At 37.7% G+C, this 24,083-nt stretch carries 4 protein-coding genes; all 4 read left to right on the forward strand.

From position 1 onward, the window contains the following. Window positions 1-697: 697 nt before the first annotated feature. From JO950_RS08745 to JO950_RS08760, 4 genes are read left to right on the forward strand one after another with little or no spacing between them, the layout of a single operon-like run. On the forward strand, window positions 698-10,693 hold the full coding sequence (locus JO950_RS08745) for a non-ribosomal peptide synthetase (RefSeq protein ID WP_202702293.1): 9,996 nt from the start codon (window positions 698-700) through the stop codon (window positions 10,691-10,693). A 10-nt stretch (window positions 10,694-10,703) separates the two neighbouring features. Next, window positions 10,704-11,777 (forward strand): amidinotransferase, encoded by a 1,074-nt coding sequence (locus tag JO950_RS08750; protein WP_089077047.1) that lies wholly within the window; start codon window positions 10,704-10,706, stop codon window positions 11,775-11,777. Then, on the forward strand, window positions 11,777-13,054 hold the full coding sequence (locus JO950_RS08755; protein WP_202702294.1) for a KamA family radical SAM protein: 1,278 nt from the start codon (window positions 11,777-11,779) through the stop codon (window positions 13,052-13,054). The genes JO950_RS08750 and JO950_RS08755 overlap by 1 nt, the downstream gene beginning before the upstream one ends. After that, window positions 13,054-24,078 (forward strand): non-ribosomal peptide synthetase, encoded by an 11,025-nt coding sequence (locus JO950_RS08760; RefSeq protein ID WP_202702295.1) that lies wholly within the window; start codon window positions 13,054-13,056, stop codon window positions 24,076-24,078. The genes JO950_RS08755 and JO950_RS08760 overlap by 1 nt, the downstream gene beginning before the upstream one ends. Window positions 24,079-24,083: the final 5 nt, after the last annotated feature.

Below are 24,083 nucleotides of genomic sequence, written 5' to 3' on the forward strand. Positions count from 1 at the left end.
ACGAATTAAGAAAGACCATAAATCCGTGTTTTTTATTTTATTTTTTAGAATATCGTATTCTAATTACGCTTGGTATTGTAAAAATTAGCTTACTGATAGTTTTTTGTTTTGTAATATTACTCTTCAAAATTACTTTTTTATAAAATTATGAGATAGCGTATAAATACTTGATTTTAAATAAATTAGTATTTTTTTGTTTGTAAGGCCAATCAACAGTTTATACTAGAAATAGGTTTAAACAAAAAAGTCCTGATTTTCATCGGGACTTTTCCTTTTGCGGCAAAAATGATATCTCTTTCAATGCACTGTTGTAATGTATACAGAACTTCTTAAAATCAAAAAAACTTACTAGAGTGCTTTCATTAAAATGAAGCAGAGTGAATTATGGTTGGTTTGTCTCTTATGAAGGAAAGTCCGTAACTTTTATATGAAAAATCCGTAATTTTTAGGTAAATGTTATTGCTATTTTGGTGAAAAATCTGTCATGTTTTGATTTGAACATCATGGATGGTAAATAATAAGGATTTAAAAAGGATAACATAGAAGTATTTAGTCTTGTAAAGTCCTTAGTGCTTGTTAAATAAGCATTACAAAGGAATACTGATTCTGATTAAAACACACGAATGTGAAATTTATGGATAGAAACATGGAGTCAAATAATATTTATTTAGTTTCAAAATATTGGAAGAAAAAAATAGTGAACCGAGAAAAAGTTCTTGGGTTGCAACAGCAACAAAATAGTCTTCCTTGTATTACTATTGAGGCCAAAGAACTCAATTATTTTAATAGACTTACCAATAAAAACGTAATAGCCCAATATACAGTTATAAGCGCGATCTATACTTTTTTGTTAAAGAAACTGATGCATGAATTTGATGGTTATCTGGTGTCAAACTATAATGATCAGCATCATTCTTTGCTTCTGTCATTTCCTGTAGATTTAAAAATTTCATTTAAAGAATACCTTCAAAAAATAAAGCTTGAAATTTTAGAGACATTAAAACATTCGGATTCTAATGATGCTCCTATAGCTGAAAAAACAATCGTTAATGATTTAAGTCTTTTATCTCATTATGGTATAAATTTCAATTCAGACGCTAAGTTAGAGTGTAACGGTATTTTGTTTCATGTAAAAATAGAGGATACTATAGAAATTCACGCTTCTTATTTAGAAGGTTTTGTAAAGCAAACCATAGTGGAATATCTGGTTCAGCATTTGAATTATTTTATTGTTAATTTAGAGCAGAATGTAGCGTTTAATTTATCCGAATATCCACTACTATCCCCAAAAGAAAAGCACCAATTAGTAGTAGATTTTAATGATACTAATGTAGCTTATCCAAAAGATAAAACGATCGTAGATTTATTTGAAGAGCAAGTAGCAAAAACACCAAATAATGTTGCTGTTGTATTTGGAGCAACAGAATTAACTTATAGCGCATTAAGCGAAAAGGCAAATCAGCTGGCCCATTATATTTCTTCAAAACATATTGTAAATAACGGAGATATAATTGGAGTGTTTCTGCCTAAATCAGATACAGGAATCATTTCGTTATTGGCCATAGTAAAGCTAGGCGCAGTTTATCTGCCAATAGACACCAATTATCCTCAGGAAAGAATAGATTATTTAATAAAAGACAGTGGTTTAAAATTGTTAATTGCTAATGATGCCACTTTAAATATTGATAATTGTGATACAGTAGTTATCGAATCCATCGATTTTGATGCCAGTAGCAGCGACACTATCAATAAAGCGATTTCATCCGAAGATTTAGCTTATGTAATTTATACTTCAGGTTCTACAGGGCACCCAAAGGGGGTAATGGTAGAGCATCGGAGTGTCATAAATATGGCATTAGATCAAATCAGATCTTTTGAAATTTCCGAAAGCGATACAATAGCATGGTTTGCTTCGGTTTCTTTTGATGCGTCTGTATCGGAGATTCTGATGAGTTTGTATAGCGGTGCGACGCTATCTATTCCGACAGAAGAAATAATTAAAGACCAGAATCAGTTTATAAGCTTTTTAAAAGATACAAAAGTATCAGTTGTAACTTTTCCTCCAAGCTATTTAGGATTATTGACAGAGAATGATATTTCTGGACTAAGATGTATCATTACAGCCGGTGAATCTGCTAATCCGGGTAAAGCAAAAGCAATTGTAAAATCAGGAATTGATTATTATAACGCATACGGGCCCACAGAATGTGCGGTGTGCGTATCGATATATGAAGTAAAAAATGATTTTGACAAGTCGATTATTCCAATTGGCAAACCGATCTCCAATACTCAGGTGTACATCTTAGACGAAGCCTTACAACTGCTGCCAATAGGAGTTACAGGAAAGCTGTACGTATCAGGAGCGGGTGTTACCAGAGGGTATTTGAATAAACCTGAACTTACAGCAGAAAAATTTATATCGAACCCTTTTATCGAAGGATCCCGAATGTATGATACGGGAGATTTTGGCTGTTGGCTGCCTGACGGTACTATTGAATTTTTAGGAAGAAAAGACCATCAGGTCAAAATTCGCGGCTACAGAATCGAATTGGGGGAGATAGAGAATACCATTTTAGAATCTTCAGAAAATCTTCAACAAGTCGTTGTAGAAGTAAAAGAACACCAGCAGGAGAAAGTGTTAGTGGCTTATCTGGTAGCAAAATCCCATATTGATAAATCGGAACTGCGAGCTTTTCTGCAAGAGCGTCTTCCGGATTATATGATTCCCGGTTTCTATGTAGCACTGGATGCTTTACCCTTAACTCCAAATGGCAAAATAGACCGTAAATCACTGCCGGCTGTTGAGGGAGAAGACTTCATACGAAAAACATATGTCGCCCCCAAAAACGACATTGAAAACAAACTAGCCGTTATATGGCAGGAGGTACTGGGAATTGACACCATCGGAACAACCGACAACTTTTTTGAACTGGGTGGACATAGTCTGATCATTTCTCAGGTAATCAATAGAATCCATAAACAATTAGGCAAAACCGTATCCTTTAAAATATTTTTTGTAAACCCAACCATTGAGGGGCTAAGCAAACAATTGCAAATAAATGAATACCGAGCCATCACCAAAGCAGCGGAAGCAGCATCCTATCCATTGACCGCCTCCCAGAGCAGATTATGGACCTTGAGCCAGTTAGAAGGCGGCTCCTTAGCCTATAATATGCCCGGTGTAGTCAGGTTGACAGGACTGGTTAATGTCAATACATTCGAAGAATCGTTTCGATTCTTAATTCATCGTCATGAAATTTTAAGAACTTACTTTAAAACAAACGATGAAGGAGAAGTCCGTCAACATATACTAGCTGCAACGCAAGTAAACTTTAGCATCACAGAGAAAGATTATAGTTTAGTTGAAAATCAGGAAGCAGAAATTGCGGACTATTTGCAAAATAAAAACAACGAACCTTTCGATTTAGAGCAGGCATCACTTGTAAGAGCCTCCTTAATCAAATTAAAAGAGAATCAGTATGTATTTTTTCTATCCCTGCATCATATAATTGGGGACGGATGGTCAATAGAAATACTACTATCAGAAGTCATAAAAACCTATAACGCACTCACCCAAGGAAAAGCAATCGACTTGCCGGAACTCAGCCTACACTATAAAGACTATACCCTGTGGCTTAATGAAGAACTGCATCAGGAGAGACAGCAGGCATCAGAGCAATATTGGCTGCAACAGTTTCAGGGAGAACTACCCGTTTTGGATATGCCAGCTTTTAAAACACGTCCATTAGTGAAGACCTATAACGGACATAATCTCACGCAGCACTATTCAAAAGCATTTTTAGAGAAGTTAAAAACATTCTCAAAACAACAGGATGTCACCTTATTCATGACCCTAATGGCAGGGATCAATGCCCTGTTGCATAAATACACCGCTCAGAATGACATCATCATTGGAACCCCAATAGCAGGAAGAGAACATCCAGACTTAGAGAACCAATTGGGATTGTATCTGAACACCCTTGCGATACGCACTAAATTAAAAGAAAAAAGCAGCTTCTTAGATTTAGTAGCCCTGCAAAAAGAAACCTTGTTAGGTGCTTACGATCATCAAAATTATCCTTTTGATGCACTGGTAGGGAAATTGAATCTAAAGAGAGACACCAGCCGTTCGGCTTTATTTGATGTTCTGGTCGTATTACAAAACCAGGGACAGTTAAACAATCTCAATAACGAAGAACTGATAAACTTCGAAATAAGCGATTACGATTTTAAAAGTAAAACAGCTCAGCTTGACATGAGCTTCACCTTCGTGGAAACAGAAGGATTAAACCTTAGAATTGACTACAACACCGATATTTATGAAGAAAGTCTCATTGAAAGAATCTTTCTTCATTTTGAAAACCTGCTTACCGGATCAATAGAACAACCCCAAAAAAATATCCGGGAAATACATTATTTAAGTGAAAAAGAAAAGCACCAACTACTAGCTGATTTTAACAACACCGCAGTAGCGTATCCAAAAGATAAAACGATAGTAGATTTATTGGAAGAACAAGCAGCCAGAACCCCAAATACTATTGCAGCTGTATTTGAAGAAACCGAATTGACCTATCAGGAACTTAATGAGAGCGCCAATCAATTAGCCAATTATTTAAGAGAAAACTATTCGGTTGAACCCAACGATTTAGTTGGACTCAAATTGGAAAGAAACGAGAAAATGATTGTCGCTATGTTAGGCATATTGAAATCCGGAGCAGCCTATGTTCCGATAGACGTCCATTATCCTGAAGATCGAATAGCGTATATCGAAAAAGACAGTAACAGTAAGGTCATTATCGACGGAGCAGCATTGGAAAGATTCAGTGCAGTTCAGGAGCAATATGGAAAAGAGAATCTGGAAAAAATCCATACAACTCAAGACTTAGCCTACGTCATTTATACCTCAGGAACCACAGGTAATCCTAAGGGAGTGATGGTAGAACACAGCAATGCCTTTGAATTAATTAACTGGTCTGACCTGGAGTTTGATGCGTCAAAATTTGAAGTGATGTACGCCGTAACTTCTTATTGTTTTGATTTATCGATTTATGAAATTTTCTATCCCTTATCGATCGGGAAAAAAATAAGAGTTCTAAAAAATGCCTTAGACATCAAAAACTATATCACTAAAGAGAACAAAATCTTATTAAACACAGTTCCTTCCGTCGTTAGAAAATTAATAGAGGAGAACATCGATTTAAATAACGTATCCTTTATCAATATGGCAGGAGAAATAGTGCCAGTTGATATTGTTTCCAAACTTCAGGCAGAAAAAGCAGAAGTTAGAAACTTATACGGTCCGTCAGAAGACACCACTTACAGTACCAATTACGTCATACAAAATCAGGAATACAGATCAATTCCAATTGGCAAACCAATCTCCAATACTCAGGCATACATCTTAGACGAAGCCTTACAGCTGCTGCCAATAGGAGTTACAGGAAAGCTGTACGTATCAGGAGCGGGTGTTACCAGAGGGTATTTGAACAAGCCTGAACTTACAGCAGAAAAATTTATATCAAACCCTTTTATCGAAGGATCCCGAATGTATGATACGGGAGATTTTGGCTGTTGGCTGCCTGACGGTACTATTGAATTTTTAGGAAGAAAAGACCATCAGGTCAAAATTCGCGGCTACAGGATCGAACTGGGCGAGATAGAGAATGCCATTTTAGACTATTCTGAAAATCTTCAACAAGTAGTTGTGGAAGTAAAAGAGCACCAGCAGGAGAAAGTATTAGTGGCTTATCTGGTTGCAAAATCCCATATTGATAAATCGGAACTGCGAGCTTTTCTGCAAGAGCGTCTGCCAGATTATATGATTCCGGGTTTCTATGTGGCACTGGATGCTTTACCCTTAACCCCAAATGGCAAAATAGACCGTAAATCGCTGCCGGCTGTTGAGGGAGACGACTTCATACGAAAAACATATGTCGCCCCCAAAAATGACATTGAAAACAAACTAGCCGTTATCTGGCAGGAAGTACTGGGAATTGATACCATCGGAACAACCGACAACTTCTTTGAACTGGGTGGACATAGTCTGATCATTTCTCAGGTAGTCAACAGAATCCATAAACAATTAGGTAAAACCGTATCCTTTAAAATATTTTTTGCCAACCCAACCATCGAAGGACTAAGCAAACAATTGCAAATAAATGAATACAGTGCCATCACCAAAGCAGCGGAAGCAGCATCCTATCCATTGACCGCCTCCCAAAGCAGATTATGGACCTTGAGCCAGTTAGAAGGCGGCTCCTTAGCCTATAATATGCCCGGTGTAGTCAGGTTAACAGGGCTGGTTAATGTCAATACATTTGAAGAATCGTTTAGACGATTAATTCATCGCCATGAAATTTTAAGAACTTACTTTAAAACAAACGATGAAGGAGAAGTCCGTCAACATATACTAGCTGCAACGCAAGTAAACTTTACCATTACAGAGAAAGATTATAGTTTAGTTGAAAATCAGGAAGCAGTAATTGCGGACTATTTGCAAAACAAAAACAACGAACCTTTCGATTTAGAACAGGCACCACTTGTAAGAGCCTCCTTAATCAAATTAAAAGAGAATCAGTATGTATTTTTTCTATCCCTGCATCATATAATTGGAGACGGATGGTCAATAGAGATACTATTATCAGAAGTCATAAAAACCTATAACGCACTCACCCAAGGAAAAGCAATCGACTTGCCGGAACTCAGGCTACACTATAAAGACTATACGCTGTGGCTTAATGAAGAACTGCATCAGGAGAGACAGCAGGCATCAGAGCAATATTGGCTGCAACAGTTTCAGGGAGAATTACCCGTTTTGGATTTGCCAAGCTTTAAAACACGCCCATTAGTTAAGACCTATAACGGACATAATCTCACGCAGCACTATTCAAAAGCATTTTTAGAGAAGTTAAAAACATTCTCAAAACAACAGGATGTCACCTTATTCATGACCCTAATGGCAGGGATCAATACCCTGTTGCATAAATACACCACTCAGGATGACATCATCATTGGAACCCCAATAGCAGGAAGAGAACATCCGGACTTAGAGAACCAATTGGGATTGTATCTGAACACCCTTGCCATACGCACTAAATTAAAAGAAAAAAACAGCTTCTTAGATTTAGTAGCCCTGCAAAAAGAAACCTTGTTAGGCGCTTACGATCATCAAAATTACCCTTTTGATGCGCTGGTAGGGAAATTGAACCTAAAGAGAGACACCAGCCGTTCTGCTTTATTTGATGTCCTGGTCGTATTACAAAACCAGACACAGTTAAACAATCTCAATAACGAAGAACTGATAAACTTCGAAATAAGCGATTACGATTTTAAGAGTAAAACAGCTCAGCTTGACATGAGCTTCACCTTCGTGGAAGCAGAAGGATTAAACCTTAGAATTGATTACAACACCGATATTTATGAAGAGAGTCTCATCGAAAGAATCTTTCTTCATTTTGAAAACCTGCTTACCGCATCAATAGAGCAGCCAGAAAAAAATATCCGGGAAATACATTATTTAAGCGAAAAAGAAAAGCACCAGCTACTAACTGATTTTAACAACACCGCAGTAGCGTATCCGAAAGATAAAACCATAGTGGATTTATTGGAAGAACAAGCAGCAAGAACCCCAAATACCATTGCTGTGGTATTTGAAGAAACTGAATTGACCTATCAGGAACTTAATGAGAGCGCCAATCAATTAGCCAATTATTTAAGACAAAACTATTCGATAAAACCGAACGATTTAGTTGGACTCAAATTGGAAAGAAACGAGAAAATGATAGTCGCGATGTTAGGCATATTGAAATCCGGAGCGGCCTATGTACCCATAGACACCCATTATCCTGAAGATCGAATAGCCTATATCGAAAAAGACAGTAACAGTAAAGTCATTATCGACGAAGCCGCATTGGAAAGATTCAGTGAAATTCAGGAGCAATATGCAAAAGAGAATCTGGAAAAAAACCATACAACTCAAGACTTAGCCTACGTCATTTATACCTCAGGAACCACAGGTAATCCTAAGGGAGTGATGGTAGAACACAGCAATGCCTTTGAATTGATTAACTGGTCTGACCTGGAGTTTGATGCGTCAAAATTTGAAGTGATGTACGCCGTAACGTCCTATTGTTTTGATTTGTCTATTTATGAAATTTTCTATCCCTTATCGATCGGAAAAAAAATAAGAGTTCTAAAAAACGCCTTAGACATCAAAAACTATATCACTAAAGAGAACAAAATCTTATTAAACACAGTTCCTTCCGTCGTTAGAAAATTAATAGAAGAGAACACAGATTTAAACAACGTCTCTTTTATCAATATGGCAGGAGAAATAGTGCCAGTTGATATTGTTTCCAAACTTCAAACCGAAAAAGCAGAAGTTAGAAACTTATACGGTCCGTCAGAAGACACCACCTACAGTACCAATTACGTCATACAAAATCAGGAATACAGATCAATTCCAATTGGCAAACCAATCTCCAATACTCAGGCATACATCTTAGACGAAGCCTTACAGCTGCTGCCAATAGGAGTTACAGGGAGGTTGTATGTATCAGGAGCGGGTGTTACCAGAGGGTATTTGAATAAACCAGATCTTACAGCAGAAAAATTTATATCGAATCCTTTTATCGAAGGATACCGAATGTATGATACGGGAGATTTTGGCTGTTGGCTGCCTGACGGTACCATTGAATTTTTAGGAAGAAAAGACCATCAGGTCAAAATTCGGGGCTACAGGATCGAACTGGGTGAGATAGAGAATGCCATTTTAGAGTATTCTGAAAATCTTCAACAAGTCGTTGTCGAAGTAAAAGAGCACCAGCAGGAGAAAGTATTAGTGGCTTATCTGGTGGCAAAATCCCATATTGATAAATCGGAACTGCGAGCTTTTCTGCAAGAGCGTTTGCCGGATTATATGATTCCGGGTTTCTATGTAGCGCTGGAGGCTTTACCCTTAACCCCAAATGGCAAAATAGATCGTAAATCGCTGCCGGCTGTGGAGGGAGACGATTTCATGCGAAAAACATATGTCGCCCCCAAAAATGACATTGAAAACAAACTAGCCGTTATATGGCAGGAGGTACTGGGAATTGACACCATCGGAACAACCGACAATTTCTTTGAATTGGGCGGACATAGTCTGAAAGCCATAAAAGTCATTAATAGGATAAAAACAGAAATAGGTTCCGGAATAGAAATTTCGGACATCTTTAAATACCCTACAATCTCCTCACAGGGGGGGTGTCTCGATTTAGCCTTCAAAAAGGTGTATTCACCAATCGTTTCGATTCCTAAACAAGATTTTTATGAGATGTCTGATATGCAAAAGAGACTTTGGATTATCTCAAGCCTGGAAGAAGAGGCCATTTATAACATTCCTTTCGCCTGCATCTTATCAGGATCTCTAAATGTAGAGAGGTTTAAGGAGTCTGTAAAAAGATTAATCCAAAGGCATGAAAGCTTAAGGACCAGGTTTGTTTTTTTTGAAGGAGAGCCTAAACAGCAGATCATAGCGCCGGAAAACTTAGAGGAGAATCTGATCCATTTTATTGACCTGTCGGAAGAATTCAACAAGGAAGAGATTGCAGAGACTCTTACCCGCCAGGAATTAACGCTCTCTTTTGATCTGAAAAAGGACCTTCCTTTAAGAATAAACATAATCAAACTAAGCGATAAGGAACACATTCTAAACATCACATTGAACCATATGGCCGCAGACGGCTGGTCTTTAAAAATACTTTTTGAGGAACTCATCAGGTATTATGACAGTCTGGTAAAAGGGGAGGATATTTCTTTACCACCCTTGCGAATTCATTATAAAGACTATGTATCATGGAAAAAAAATGATGAGGAACAACTGGTCAAAGACCAGAAGAGCAAAGAATTTTGGCTGCAGCAGTTGCAGGGAGAACTGCCCGTATCTAATCTTCCGGCAGACTATCCGCGCAAGAGTACGGTTAAGAATTATGCAGGCGGAAATGTTTATGTAGAACTCTCTCAGGAACTGACCGCAAGTATAGAAAAACTGGTAATCACGAAAAACTCAACACTTTTCTCTTTCTTACTATCGGTATTAAACATAGCCATTTTTCGATATACAAGGAATCAGGACATCATTGTAGGCACCGTTGTTTCAGGAAGAGACATGCTCGAATTGGAAGAACAAATTGGGCTTTATATCAACACTATAGCCATCCGGAATATATTCGATCAGGATATTGATTTTACGGCACTGTACGAACAGGTACACCTTAATAATCTTCAAGTTTTTGAACATCAGAACTATTCTCTCGATTTACTGATAGACGAATTGTCCTTCAAAAACGACGACTTAAAAACAGCTTCAATGTTTAATATAATGTTAGCGGTACAGAACTTTGACATGGTCAAAAATAGAGAAATAGAGGGATTAGAAATTATTTCTTATGAAGGGAAGTATTCGGAAGGAATAAGTAAATACGATCTGACTCTCGATGCGATGGTACAGGACAACCATACCATGCTGATAAACTTCGAATTTAATTCAGGTTTATTCAAACCCGCTACCATTAAAGCATTTTCTAATTCATTTATACAAATTATGGAACAGGTGCTGCATAGCCCCGATATAAAAATCTCAGAAATAAATTTATCCAATACAATCAAGTCAGAACCTGAAAAAGTTAGTAAAAAAATAAGTTTTAATTTTTAAAGTAAAAAGTATGTCGCAAACAAAACCTATTGTAAGTTCTTACAATGAATGGGACCCGTTAGAAGAAGTAATCGTTGGAACAATGGAAGGTGCATCAGTACCGCCCTGGCATGTTACCCTGAAAGCAACAATGCCTGAAAACCACTGGGATTTTTATAAAAAAAATGGAGGAAAATTATTCCCTGCCGAACAGATAAAAGCTGCGCAGCTGGAACTGGACAACCTGGCTCATATATTGGAACAGGAGGGAGTTATCGTTAGAAGACCGGATCCGGTAGATTTTAACAGACCTTACAGCACTCCCGATTGGAAAAGCGAAGGTGGGTTATATAGCGCAATGCCACGCGATGTTTTATTGGTGATAGGTGAGAACATCATTGAAGCTCCGATGCCTTGGAGATCAAGACATCATGAAGTGAATTCTTTCAGACCACTGATAAAAGAATATTTTAATAAGGGAGCAAAATGGTCGGCAGCTCCTAAGCCGCAATTGCTGGATGAACTTTATGATTATAATTATCAGGAAGGAAGCGGCAATGATCCTATTAATTATGTTATAAATGATTTTGAGCCGGTATTTGACGCCGCTGATTTTACCAAATGCGGTAAAGACATCTTTGTGCTTAAAAGCCATGTAACCAATGATGCAGGTATTAAGTGGCTCCAGCAGCACATTGGGGATGACTATACCATTCATAAAATAGATTGTAATGACAGGCACCCGATGCACATTGACACCACTTTTGTACCATTGGCACCCGGAAAACTGCTAATCCATCCCGACAGGATGAACAAAATTCCTGAGATGTTCAAAAGTTGGGACATTATGAAAGCCCCAGCACCGGTGATGCCGGACAGTCAGGTTTTGTATATGAGCAGCAAATGGCTTACCATGAACACCTTTATGATTGACAGTGAAAGAATTCTGGTGGAGAAAAACGAAAAACCAACCATCGAAGCACTGAAAAAATTTGGGATGAAACCAATACCGTGCAGTTTTTACAATTTCAACACTTTTGGCGGAGGTTTTCACTGTGCAACATTGGATATACGAAGAACGGGCGAACTTAAATCCTACTTTTAATGCAAAATGAGCAAATAATTAGTACCGAAAAGGAGAAATCTTTTGTCCAATCCTATCGGCATCGGGAATGGAATGATATTCCTGATGAGAAGTGGAACGATTGGAAATGGCAGTTAAGCAACAGGCTGAATAGCTTTGAAGAAATATCGGAAATTATCAATCTTACGCCTACCGAAGCTAACGCTTTAAATCAGAACTCGTTGTTTAGAGTTGACATTACCCCTTATTTTTTGAGTCTGGTAGACAAAGACGATTTCAACTGCCCGATAAGGAGGCAGGTTTTGCCGACCGAGAAGGAAATGTATGATTTTAGCGGGATGAACGAAGATTCTTTAAGCGAAGACGAGTATTCCCCCGTGAATGGTATCGTACACCGGTATCCGGATCGCGTTTTAATGCTGATCACGACCCAGTGTGCATCTTATTGCAGGTATTGTACAAGAAGCAGGTTGGTAGGAGACAGTTCAAAAAATTACAACTCCATTGATTTTGACAATCAGATTGAATACATAAGCAACAATCCACAAATCCGGGACGTGCTGCTGTCGGGGGGGGATCCTTTACTGCTGCCCATTAAAAGACTGGAATCGATCTTAATGCGATTAAGAGAAATTCCTCATGTCGAAATTATTAGACTTGGTACCAGGACACCAGTATTCAACCCCAATATTATAACTCAGGAGTTTTGCGATATGGTAGAAAAATACCATCCTTTTTGGCTGAACATCCACGTGAATCATCCGAAAGAAATTACTCCGGAATTACAACAGGCCTGTGACAAGCTGTTGAAAGCCGGCATTCCTTTAGGCAACCAGACCGTATTATTAAAAGGGATAAATGACACTGTCGAAATACAACGTAAGCTTTGTACCGAATTAGTGAAGATGCGGGTAAGACCTTATTATCTGTATCAATGTGATTTAGTAAAAGGAGCAGGCCATTTTCGAACTCCTATATCCAAAGGCATCGAGATTATGGAGGGACTTAGGGGGCATATTTCCGGATATGCCATTCCAACTTTTGTAATCGATGCACCTTACGGAGGCGGTAAAATTCCGCTGGCTCCAAACTATGTTTTAAGTCAGTCCCCAAATAAAGTTGTTTTAAGAAATTATGAAGGTTTTATTACCGTGTACACAGATGCGGATCATGAACCGGATCATAAAATTACTTCGGGCAACAGGAAAGGCAAAGACATATCCATTATGGATTTGATTCAGGGCAATGAAAAATTTATAATGCCGCAAAATTTTAGAAACTCAAAAAGAGAAGATTAATGGAGAATACCAATACAACTTTAGACACCGTTTTAACTCTTACATCTGCAAAGTTCCTTAAACAAGAAAAATATTGGTCTGAAAGAATCGCTCAAATAGCAGAGAAAACACACTTAGTATTTACTAATAATACCACAGTTTCTGATGATTTTGAGAAAGAGGAATACGTTTTCAGTATGGATGAGCCAATCAGCGAAAAGATTTTTTCCCTGGCGAAAGGAAATGATCTGTCTGTTTATGTCATATTGGATGCTGTTCTGAAAATCATGCTTTATAACTATCTGGATCAGGATACAATCACTACAATTTCATCGGTTTTAGAAGAAAATGCCGATGAAGAAACACTCAACGATTCGGTTTATATATCCGGAGAAATTGATGCTGCAAATTCTTTTAAAGAGTTTGTAATGCAATTGAGTGAGACCGTTGAGCTGTCTTATGAGAATCAGGATTATCCCCGGAATGTTTTAGCCGAAAAAATCAGTGGGAACAGCAACGACCTGTCCAACGTGTGGCATGTATTTGAGCCAATCCATGGAAGAGCTGAATCGACCGGCGATGATGTCGTTTTTACATTTGAAAAAAACGGCAATGTGCTTCAGGGTAAAATAGAAGCCAACCCGGCTGCTGTACCCGGCATCTATCTTAAGCAGATGGGGATTCATTTCCTGAATGTAGCGAGGGTGGTAATAAGCAACCCCGAAATTCTTCTTCAGGATATCAGCCTATTTTCTGATAGTGAAATAAAATATTACGAAGACGGATGGAATCCACCTGTGAGTTTAGCTGCCCTTTCGGCTGATACGATCCATGCTGTTTTTGAAAGTCAGGCGGATAGTAACCCCGATAATTTATTTGCAATCGATTCCCAAAGCCAGCTTACTTATAGACAGGTAAACGAAAGGAGCAATCGGTTGGCACATTATCTATTGGAAAAAAACGACCTTAAAAATGCGGTAATTGGAATCTATTTAGAGAGATCGAATGACCTTATTATCTCCATATTGGCCATACTAAAGGCAGGGGGTACATTCTTCATGATAGATCCTACACTTCCTGCCGACAGGATTGAGGTGATGCTTGCAGAAGTGAAAGTTCCGATCATCATTTCAAAAGCTCCCTACAGTAATGCTGTAGCTCATGAAAGCAGGACAATAGTAGATCTGGATCATTTGTCCTTAGAGCATTATCCGGTTACAAATAGTAAAGCTACAGCCGGTCCAAAAGATCCGGCATATCTTATGTTCACTTCCGGTTCAACAGGTAACCCGAAAGCAGTACTTATTTTGCATGAATCTTTTGTTTCCAGAATGAGCTGGTTAACCAATCAGTACAACCTCACAGATCGCGATGTGACCATTCAGAAAACACCTTTGTCTTTTGATCCTTCTATTTGTGAAATGTTTCGTGGTGTAGCTTCAGGAGCAAAAATTTATTTTTTACCCAATGGCGAAGAAAAAAATCCAGAAGCTATTCTTGAGGCGGTAAGTACCTATAAAGTAACCACTATGGATTTTGTTCCATCCATGCTTGCTGTTTTTTTGGATTATATCAATACGTTTGAAAATCATATTGAAAAACTGGCCACTTTAAGATGGATATTTACGGGTGCTGAAGCTCTGTCGTCCAGAGTTGTCAATTCTTTTAACGATACCTTGTTTGCTACAAATGGCACAAGATTAATAAACACGTGGGGCGCAACAGAAGTAACGGTTGATGTGACTTATTATGATTGTTCTGTTTTTCCGTATGAGCTTAAAAAAGTTTCAGTAGGAAAACCAATTGAAAATGCCCGGTTATACTTACTCAATAAGCATAAAAAGTTTACACCAATGGGAATGATTGGCGAACTTTATGTAGCCGGTATTTATGTGTCAAATGGCTATTATAATGCTGAAGAACTGAATGCGGAAAAATTTGTTACCATTGAAAATTTTGGTACTACCCGATTTTACAAAACGGGCGATTTCGCAAGATGGCAACCGGACGGAAATTTAGATTTTATAGGAAGAAAAGACAATCAGTTAAAAGTTAGAGGTATACGAATAGAAAGTGCCGATATTGAGTACCAAATTCTAAAATTGAATGCCGTAAGTCAGGCTTTTGTAACGGTTATTCAGGATCCAAAAACAGAAAATGATTATCTGGCTTGTTACATCGTTCCCAAAAACAATAGCGAACCCATTAAGGCCGCAACGATCAAAGAAGAGCTGAAGACAAAACTGCCGGAGTATTACATGCCGGACTATTTTTTCTTTTTGGACAGCTTTCCTTTAACCGCAAATGAAAAAATCGATACCGCAAAACTTCCAAAGATTATCAATGCAAAAGACAGTCTGACTTCGGAATATGAAGCTCCCGGTACTGACTTAGAACGAAGCATTACCTTGATTTGGCAGGAACTCCTCAATTTAGAAAAGGTTGGGGTTAATGATTTGTTTTTTGACATTGGCGGACATTCTTTAAATGCGGTTTCGCTGATCTCGCTTTTGCATAAAAAATTGAGTATTAAAATTGAGATAAAAGATATTTTTAAATACTCTACCATCAGATCGCTTGCCTCGTTTATTGAGGAAAATAAACTGGATTCTGCCTATTATGAAATTCCAAAGATTTCGAAAAAAAAATATTATAAAACAACCAGTTCTCAAAAGCGTCTTTGGTCTTTAAGTAAATTTGATGAGGCTTCAGTAGCCTATAATGTCCCGGTAGCCGCGGAACTTAAAGGGGAACTAAATATTGATTACTTAAAAAAAGCTTGTGCCGCTTTAATAGAAAGGCATGAAATACTGAGAACAGCTTTCGTTCTTTTGGATGACGAAATCGTGCAGAACGTGTTGCCGTTCAGCCCGGAATTTTCAGCGTTGGAATATCTGGATTACAGCAAAGCAAACAATGGGGAGGCAAAAATCAATAGCTATATTGAAGATTTCATTCAGCATAAATTTGATTTAGAAAAGGGACCGCTGATACAGCTAAGTCTCTTGAAAAAAGCGGATGAAGATTATTTACTGCTCATCTGCATGCACCATATTATATCCGATTCCTGGTCTCTCAAAATAATAATGAAAGATATCTTATCGTATTATAATGCTTTTTCTGCCCAGATTCCGGTAAATCTTGCTCCCCTGGAAATTCAGAACAAGGATTATGCAGAATGGGAGAATAGTAATATCGATTTAAAAGAAAGAGCATACTGGAGTCAGAAACTCGAGGGAGATCTTTTGAAGATTGACCTGCCTTCGTTCAGCGAGCGTCCAAAAACGCAGACTTATAATGGAACGTATGTGGTTTACACGCTTCCGTCAAACAGTACAAAAAACCTGCAGGCACTAGGTAAAGAGTACAATGCGACGCTTTTCATGACCGCAATGTCTCTTTTTAATTATATATTTTATAAGTATACCGGAAACACTGACATTATACTGGGTACTGTTATTGCCAACAGAGAAAAATTATCGTTACAAGATCAAATCGGATTCTATATTAATACCTTAGTGATAAGGACACAATTTGATCGGGATGGTAAGTTTTCGGACCTTATCAGTCTGACAAAAAATAATATAATTGAAGCCTTTGAGCATAAAGATTATCCTTTTGATGAGCTGGTCAATGATATAAATATTAAGAGGGATTTAGGCCGCTCTCCGGTTTTTGATGTTTTGATTGAAACTCAAAATTATGCCAATACCATTTCTTCGGATGATAATCTGAGTGCAGAATCGGTTGAAGTGAATGTGATAAAAGCAGATAATAAAACAGCGATTTGTGATTTGAACATCATGCTGGTGGAACAAGCGAACGGAGAAATTATTTTCAATGCCAGATACAATACTGACGTTTATGAGTCTGAGCATATCGAGCGTTTGTTCACTCATTTTAATTATTTGTTAGATCAGGTTGGAATTGATTCGGACAAAAACCTTAGCGATTATGATTTGCTGATTGAAGAAGACAAAAAACGCATCAGCCAATTCAACAAGACGGATAAATTTGTTCCTCAAAAAACAATTCCGAACTATATAAAAGAGCATTCGCAAACCAACCCTGATTTATGCGCGATTTTGTACAATGGCGTGCAAACCAGCTATGGTGAACTTCATAAGGAAAGTAGTCAGATTGCAAATTTCCTGTCATTAAATACCGACAATAAACTTATAGGTGTTTTAATGAAACGCTCCCCTGAAATCGTAAAAACCATTACAGGAGTATGGAAAGCGGGTATGACCTACCTGCCTTTTGACCCAACGTATCCTTACCAGCGTATCAAAAAGTTAATCAACGACGCCGGTCTGGAAATGCTTGTGATCGATACAAACTTTGTAAAAGAAGCATTGTTATTGCAGTGGGATTGTCCGGGTCTTAAAAGTATCTTTTGTGTCAACAGTGAAAATATCTTTCTGGAAGCCGAATCAAAAAATGCTTCTATGAACAGAGATCTTTGGGAGTATGTAGCCGAACGTTCTACTGATGATATCACGGCTGGTGGCTGGCTCAACAGTTATACCGGTAAACCTTTCAGCCGGGAAGAGATGAACGAGTATCGTGAAAATGCCCGATTCAAGATAAGCCAGGAAATAAACACAAAATCGAAAGTACTGGAAATAGGTTGTAGCTCAGGAATTACCATGTTTGCCATCGCTCCTTTGGTTAGGGAATATCACGGGGTAGATTTATCGGCAAACGTTTTAAAAAACAACGAAGCAACGATTAAGGAATTAGAGCTTGAAAATATTCAGCAACACAACCTTTTTGCCCATGAAATTGACCAAATTCAGACGGGTGATTTCGACCTGATTGTTATCAATAGTGTTATACAGAATTTTCATGGCTATAATTATCTCCTGGATGTATTGGAAAAATGTTTTGCCTTATTGGGCAATCATGGGAAAATTTTCATTGGAGATATCATGGACAACGATAAGAAAGAAAGTCTGATAACTTCCCTGCAAGATTATAAAGAGGCCAATAACAATGAAAGAGTTAAACTGGAGTGGGACGAAGAATTTTTTGTGGAAAGATATTTCTTTGATGATTTAAAGTTTAAATACAATTTCATCAGCGAGGTACTGCATACCGATAAAATTGGAAGTATTGAAAATGAATTGTATTCTTTTCGCTATGATACCCTAATTTCTTTAGATAAATCTCAAACAAACACCGCGGGAGGTGTTCAAAAAAGGTATCAGTACGACAAGCGTTCCCTTAAAAAAGAGAACGATACCTATTCTGATTTGTCCAATTTAGACGAGGCTGCTTATATCATTTACACTTCCGGTTCAACGGGCGAACCCAAAGGTGCAATTTTACATCATTTGGGGATGATGAACCATATCTATGCCAAAATTGACGACCTCGAAATAACAGCTGATAGTGTAGTGGCACAAAATGCTTCACAAGGATTTGATATTTCAATATGGCAGTTTTTTGCCGCTCTGGTTCAGGGAGGGTCAATTGTCATTTATGATGATGATACGATAACGAATCCCGAAAACCTGTTGTATCATTTAACTTCAGATCAGGTAAGCATACTTGAAGTCGTGCCTTCTTATCTCTCACTGTTATACAATTCGGCAGAAAACAATGGTTTTAAGGAACTGGAGCATTTAAAATATCTGTTAGTTACGGGTGAGACAGTACATCATGCCCTGATCAGCAAATGGTTTGATGCCTTTCCGAATATCCCGATTGTCAATGCATACGGGCCAACAGAAACCTCTGATGATATTACACATTATATCATGAAAGAATGTCCTCAGGGGCCAAACATATTGATTGGAAAAACTTTACAGAATTTCAGGATCTACATCATCGACGATTCGTTTCAACAGGTTCCGATAGGAGTAAGGGGAGAAATTGTAGTTTCGGGTATAGGAGTCGGATATGGATATCTGAACAATCCTCAAAAAACGAGTGAGGTATTTTTGGATGATCCTTTTCAGTCTTCCAAAGTTCCGATGTACCGAACAGGAGATATCGGAAGATACAGACCGGACGGAAATATTGAATTTTTCGGACGAAGAGATTTTCAGGTCAAAATCAATGGCAGGAGAATAGAATTGGGTGAAATAGAGAATAAAATATTGCAGATCGCGGAGGTCAAAGAAGCGGTAGTCATTTTAAATAAAAACAACGACCAAAACTATCTTGTAGCCTTTCTAATCATAAACAATACTGTAACAAATGAAGATATAGAGGTGGAAACTGAAAAAATCAGGAGACGCCTTGCACAAAGCGTGCCTGAGTATATGGTTCCTTCAAAGCTGTTTATTGTGCAGAGTTTTCCGGTGACTTCTAACGGGAAAATTGACCGCAACCAGCTTTTAGCAAAGAGCGATTCCAAAAGTAATTCTGAAAAAGCAATAGTCCTTCCTTCAACCCCCTATGAAGAAAAGATTCTGGAATTTTGGATGGATACATTGGGAAGAGATAGCTTAGGAATCAATGATAATTTCTTTGAGAATGGTGGACATTCTATTTCCGCTATACAGATCATTACAAAAGTCAAGAAAGAATTTCAGGTTGATATCCCGTTAAAGGATCTTTTTGAATATCCAATTCTCGAAGATTTTGCAAAAAGGATTGACTTTCATAAAAAAGAAAGGCTAAATGTGGTATTGCCAAATCCAGCGAAAAAAAGCAGAAAGAGCAGGTATAAAATATCACCAGTTCAGTTTGCCGAATGGTACCTGCAAAAATTTAATCCGAACAGTACCTTTTACAACATCGGATTTATACTTGAATTCAATGGTGATCTGAATATTGATGCATTGTACCAAACAATAGTACATCTTTATGACAGGCATGATATCTTCAGAATAGCATTAGTTGAAGACGATGGCAGACCGTATCAGCTTCTCAGGGAACATACGGAACTTAATTTTGCTGACTTTCTGATCGATATCAGACAAGAGTCAGAGCAGGAAAATAAGGTGCAGGAAATCATAAAAAAATACAGCAACACCGTTTTCGATTTATCCAAACCACCAATCTGTACCGTTAAATTGATCAGGCTGGCGGATGAGAAATACATTTTTACGTTAGAGACGCACCATATTGTCTGGGATCAGATATCAACGTTTATTTTCCATAAGGAATTGACTCAGGGCTATAACAATTTAATTGCCACAGGTGATTTTGGTCTTCCGGAATTAAAGGTAAACTATGTCGATTACACCGAATGGATTAACGCTTTGATCGATTCGGGACAATTAGAGTCTCAAAGGCAATACTGGTTAGAAAAATACAAAACAATACCGGAACCACTTGAACTGCCTACAGATTTTCCGAGGCCACTGGTACATTCCTTTAATGGAGACTTTATTTTCAAATCGGTTGATTTAGATTTCAAACAGGAAATAACCGATTTCTGTAATCAAAATGGGGTCACCTATCAAATCTTTCTAATTTCGGTATTGAACTTATTATTATACAGATTAACCAACCAGGATGATTTTGTAGTGGGAACACCTATATGGAACAGAGACAAGGAAAATCTGGAAGATATTATCGGCCTATTTGCATCGGGAATACCGATACGCTGTACGGTAGAGGAAAACTGGTCTTTCAGGAAATTAATGGAGCATTCAAAGAAAAGTTCGCTGGATGCTTATGAAAACCATTTGTATCCCTTCAACAAGATTATCGAAGAATTAAATCCGACTACAGATTTTTCAAGACAAAAAGTAATGTCCGTATTTTTTGGCGTGCAAAATGATGACACCGAATTGACCGAAAGAAATTTTGATGGCATCACCATCAATGACATCACAGGTCAGTATGATTTAAAAATAAACCATACCTCTGTTTTTGATTTCACGCTTCAGATTGATCACTCACAACATTATATGTGGTATTCATTACGATACAATACAGATTTGTTTAAAGCATCAACAGCGCAAAATTTCCTTTCGCGATACGAGCAGTTGATCCGCCAGTGTATAGCAGATCCCGAGCAGAATATTGGAGATTATGACATATTGCTGAACGAAGAAAAAACGATCATTAGCAATTTTACTGAGAATACAGATGTTTTTGCTATTGAAGATTACGGTATTCATAACCTGATTGAAGAAACGGCGGTAAAATATCCTGAGAATGTTGCAGTAGTTGACAACGAACAGCAGCTTACTTATGCCCAAATCAATGCTTTTGCCAATAAAATTTCTCATTATCTGATCGAAAAAGGCATTAGGAAAAAAGACAGGGTTGGAGTGCTGATGCAGCGATCTACAGAGTTTATAGCCACAGTATTAGGAATACTTAAAGCAGGTGCAATTTATGTGCCGCTGGGTAAAGACTATCCTGTACAGCGTATCGAAGAAATTATCAATCAGGCAGAAATTGAAGCAATAGTTACCACTACAGAATGTTTGTCTCAGACCTTTATGGAGGCCTCTTTTTCGAAACTGTTCATCGATCTGAACACCACAGATCTTTCCGGATTTTCTGAAGATGCTCCAAAAATAAAGGTAGAAAACCAGGACCTGGCTTATACTATATTTACTTCAGGATCAACAGGAAAGCCAAAGGGTATTAATATCAAACATGTAGGGATAATCAATATTATTAAATCTACTACAGAGGCTTTTAATTTCGATGAAAACGAAGCTGTTTTATTTCACACACCTGTAGTCTTCGATGCATCGATTATGGACTTTTTATGGCCATTAGCCACAGGCGCAAAAATAGTCGTGATGAAAGATGATGATGAAAAAAGTATAAAAGCCTATGAAACCTATATCGAGAAGCATAAGATTACGCATGTGCAGTCGGTACCTTTGTTATTAGAATCTATTGTGGATGGTCTTGAAAGAAACGAAATTTTAAATCTTCAAAGTCTAAAAAGAATAGCGGTAGGGGGGGCTTTATTGCAGACCTCATTAAGAAACCGATTTTTTAATGTGCTGGAGTGTAAATTGTATAACTGTTATGGACCAACTGAAACCACTGTAGATTCTACCCGATTTGACTGTTCTGAAAGCACTGTTGGTACAGATCAGTTTGTTCCCGTAGGCAAGCCCGTAGCCAATACCAAAATATATGTTTTGGATAAAAAGATGAAAATTTGTCCGCTTGGTGTTCCGGGGGAATTGTATATATCATCAATAGGTGCAGCTGCCGATTACCTGAACAATCCCGAACAAACTGAAAATGCGTTTGTTGATAATCCATTTCAGGATGGATTTAGCAGAAGGCTTTACAAAACAGGAGATAAGGGGATTTATGACGAAGCCGGTAATTTAATCGTATACGGACGACTCGACAATCAGGTAAAATTGAATGGCAACAGGATTGAGATTGATGAAATAGAATCGGTTCTTTTAAATCATAATGCTATTTTTAATGTTGCCGTACTTGTAAACAAACAAGCAGCTTACGAACAATTAATTGCTTTTATTGAACCCGAAAAAGGAATCAACAGTTTTGTGACTAAGGATGGCAGAGTGTACACATGGATTACCCTGCACCAAAACGAAATGATTAGGGAAGACTTCCAGGGCCTTTCCAAAACAGTACCTTTTGAGCCATTATTTTTAGAATCTTTTAAAGATTTTGACCAGATACTTTACGACTATCCGGATCTGCAAATAAGGATTAATGACGAAAGCGGTAAAACAATCTGTTGTGTAACAGCGGTTCCTGTTGTTCTGTCAGACGCGACTGCTGTTTCCAATGATAGTAGCATTTTACTGCGTAGGGTAGAGGAAACAGAATACAACGCCATAGCCATTCTGAATATTTCGACTCTTTCGACATTCAACACTCTGGAAGAGGATGAGATTTTAAAGTGTTATGCAGAGGTATGCCGTCATTTTGGATATTCTAATCTGATCAGCCTCAAAGCTTCTGCTGAAAGTAAAGATGTTTTTTTACAAACGGATTATTCCTATTTGCTGAACGAACAATCGGCCGGTAATTATTTGAATGATAATGCAATCAGAATGCATTTGTCTGTGTATTTGCCGCAATACATGATTCCGCGAAAAATTATTGTTTTAGATAAAATACCACTAAATGATAATGGAAAAGTTGACAAGAATAAATTAAACAAATTGAAGCTCAATAGCGATTTCCTGTCGCCCGAAACCAAATTGACGGTAACAGAGCAAATCATAAAAAGCTTCTTTACAGAAATTTTAGAAAAAGAAATCCAAATTCATTCCAGCTTTTTTGAATATGGAGGACATTCTATAAACATGATTCAACTGATTTCTAAAATCGAAAAAGAGTTCGGTATAAAATTCCCAATAGTAGAAGTATTCAATCGCCAATCTATTTACAGCATAGCGGCCTATGTAGACAAAAATGCAAAGAATAAAGAAGCCGGGATCTACCTGCACAAACTCAGCAGTGGAAGAACAAAGAATATGGTTTGCATACCTTCTATTAGTACCACGGCATTAGATTTCTTAGAGTTGTCAAAACACCTCGATCATTATAACGTTTATGCGCTTGATTTTTCTTTTTTAGATTCCTATAAAGAAATGCATAACAGTTTAAATGACATCGTAGACAGCGCTATAGCAATGATAATGAACAGCGGAATTGAAGGCGAACTTGACCTGCTGGGGTATTCAGCCGGAGGCTTATTTGCTTATGAACTGCTAAAAAAACTGGAAGATTATAAAGTGGTCAGTAAGTTTATCGTATTGGATATAGTACCACCGCCTCAGACCGTCAGAATAAACAAAAAAGCAACTGCTTATGAAGACGCTGACGTTGACGCATTCTTAGAATTGGATCAGCTGAATAAATTTACTCCCGATGAAAGGAAAGTAATTGTAGACCGAATATGGAAATATGCGGAAGTCACTTCGTTTATATCAGGAAACAAAATGATCAATATTCCAACCTATGTCTTTCTGAGTGAAAATTCCAGTATCGACAAACACAGCATTTGGCAAGCCTTAATCAAAAGTAAAATCAATCTGATCAGGCTTGAAGGGGGGCATTATGAAATACTCCAAAAAGATAAAATACAAAAAAACACCCAAATTATAACAAATCAAATAGAGAAATAAAAAGA

The sequence above is a fragment of the Flavobacterium sp. UGB4466 genome (assembly GCF_903469665.1).
GTDB classification, from domain to species: domain Bacteria; phylum Bacteroidota; class Bacteroidia; order Flavobacteriales; family Flavobacteriaceae; genus Flavobacterium; species Flavobacterium lipolyticum.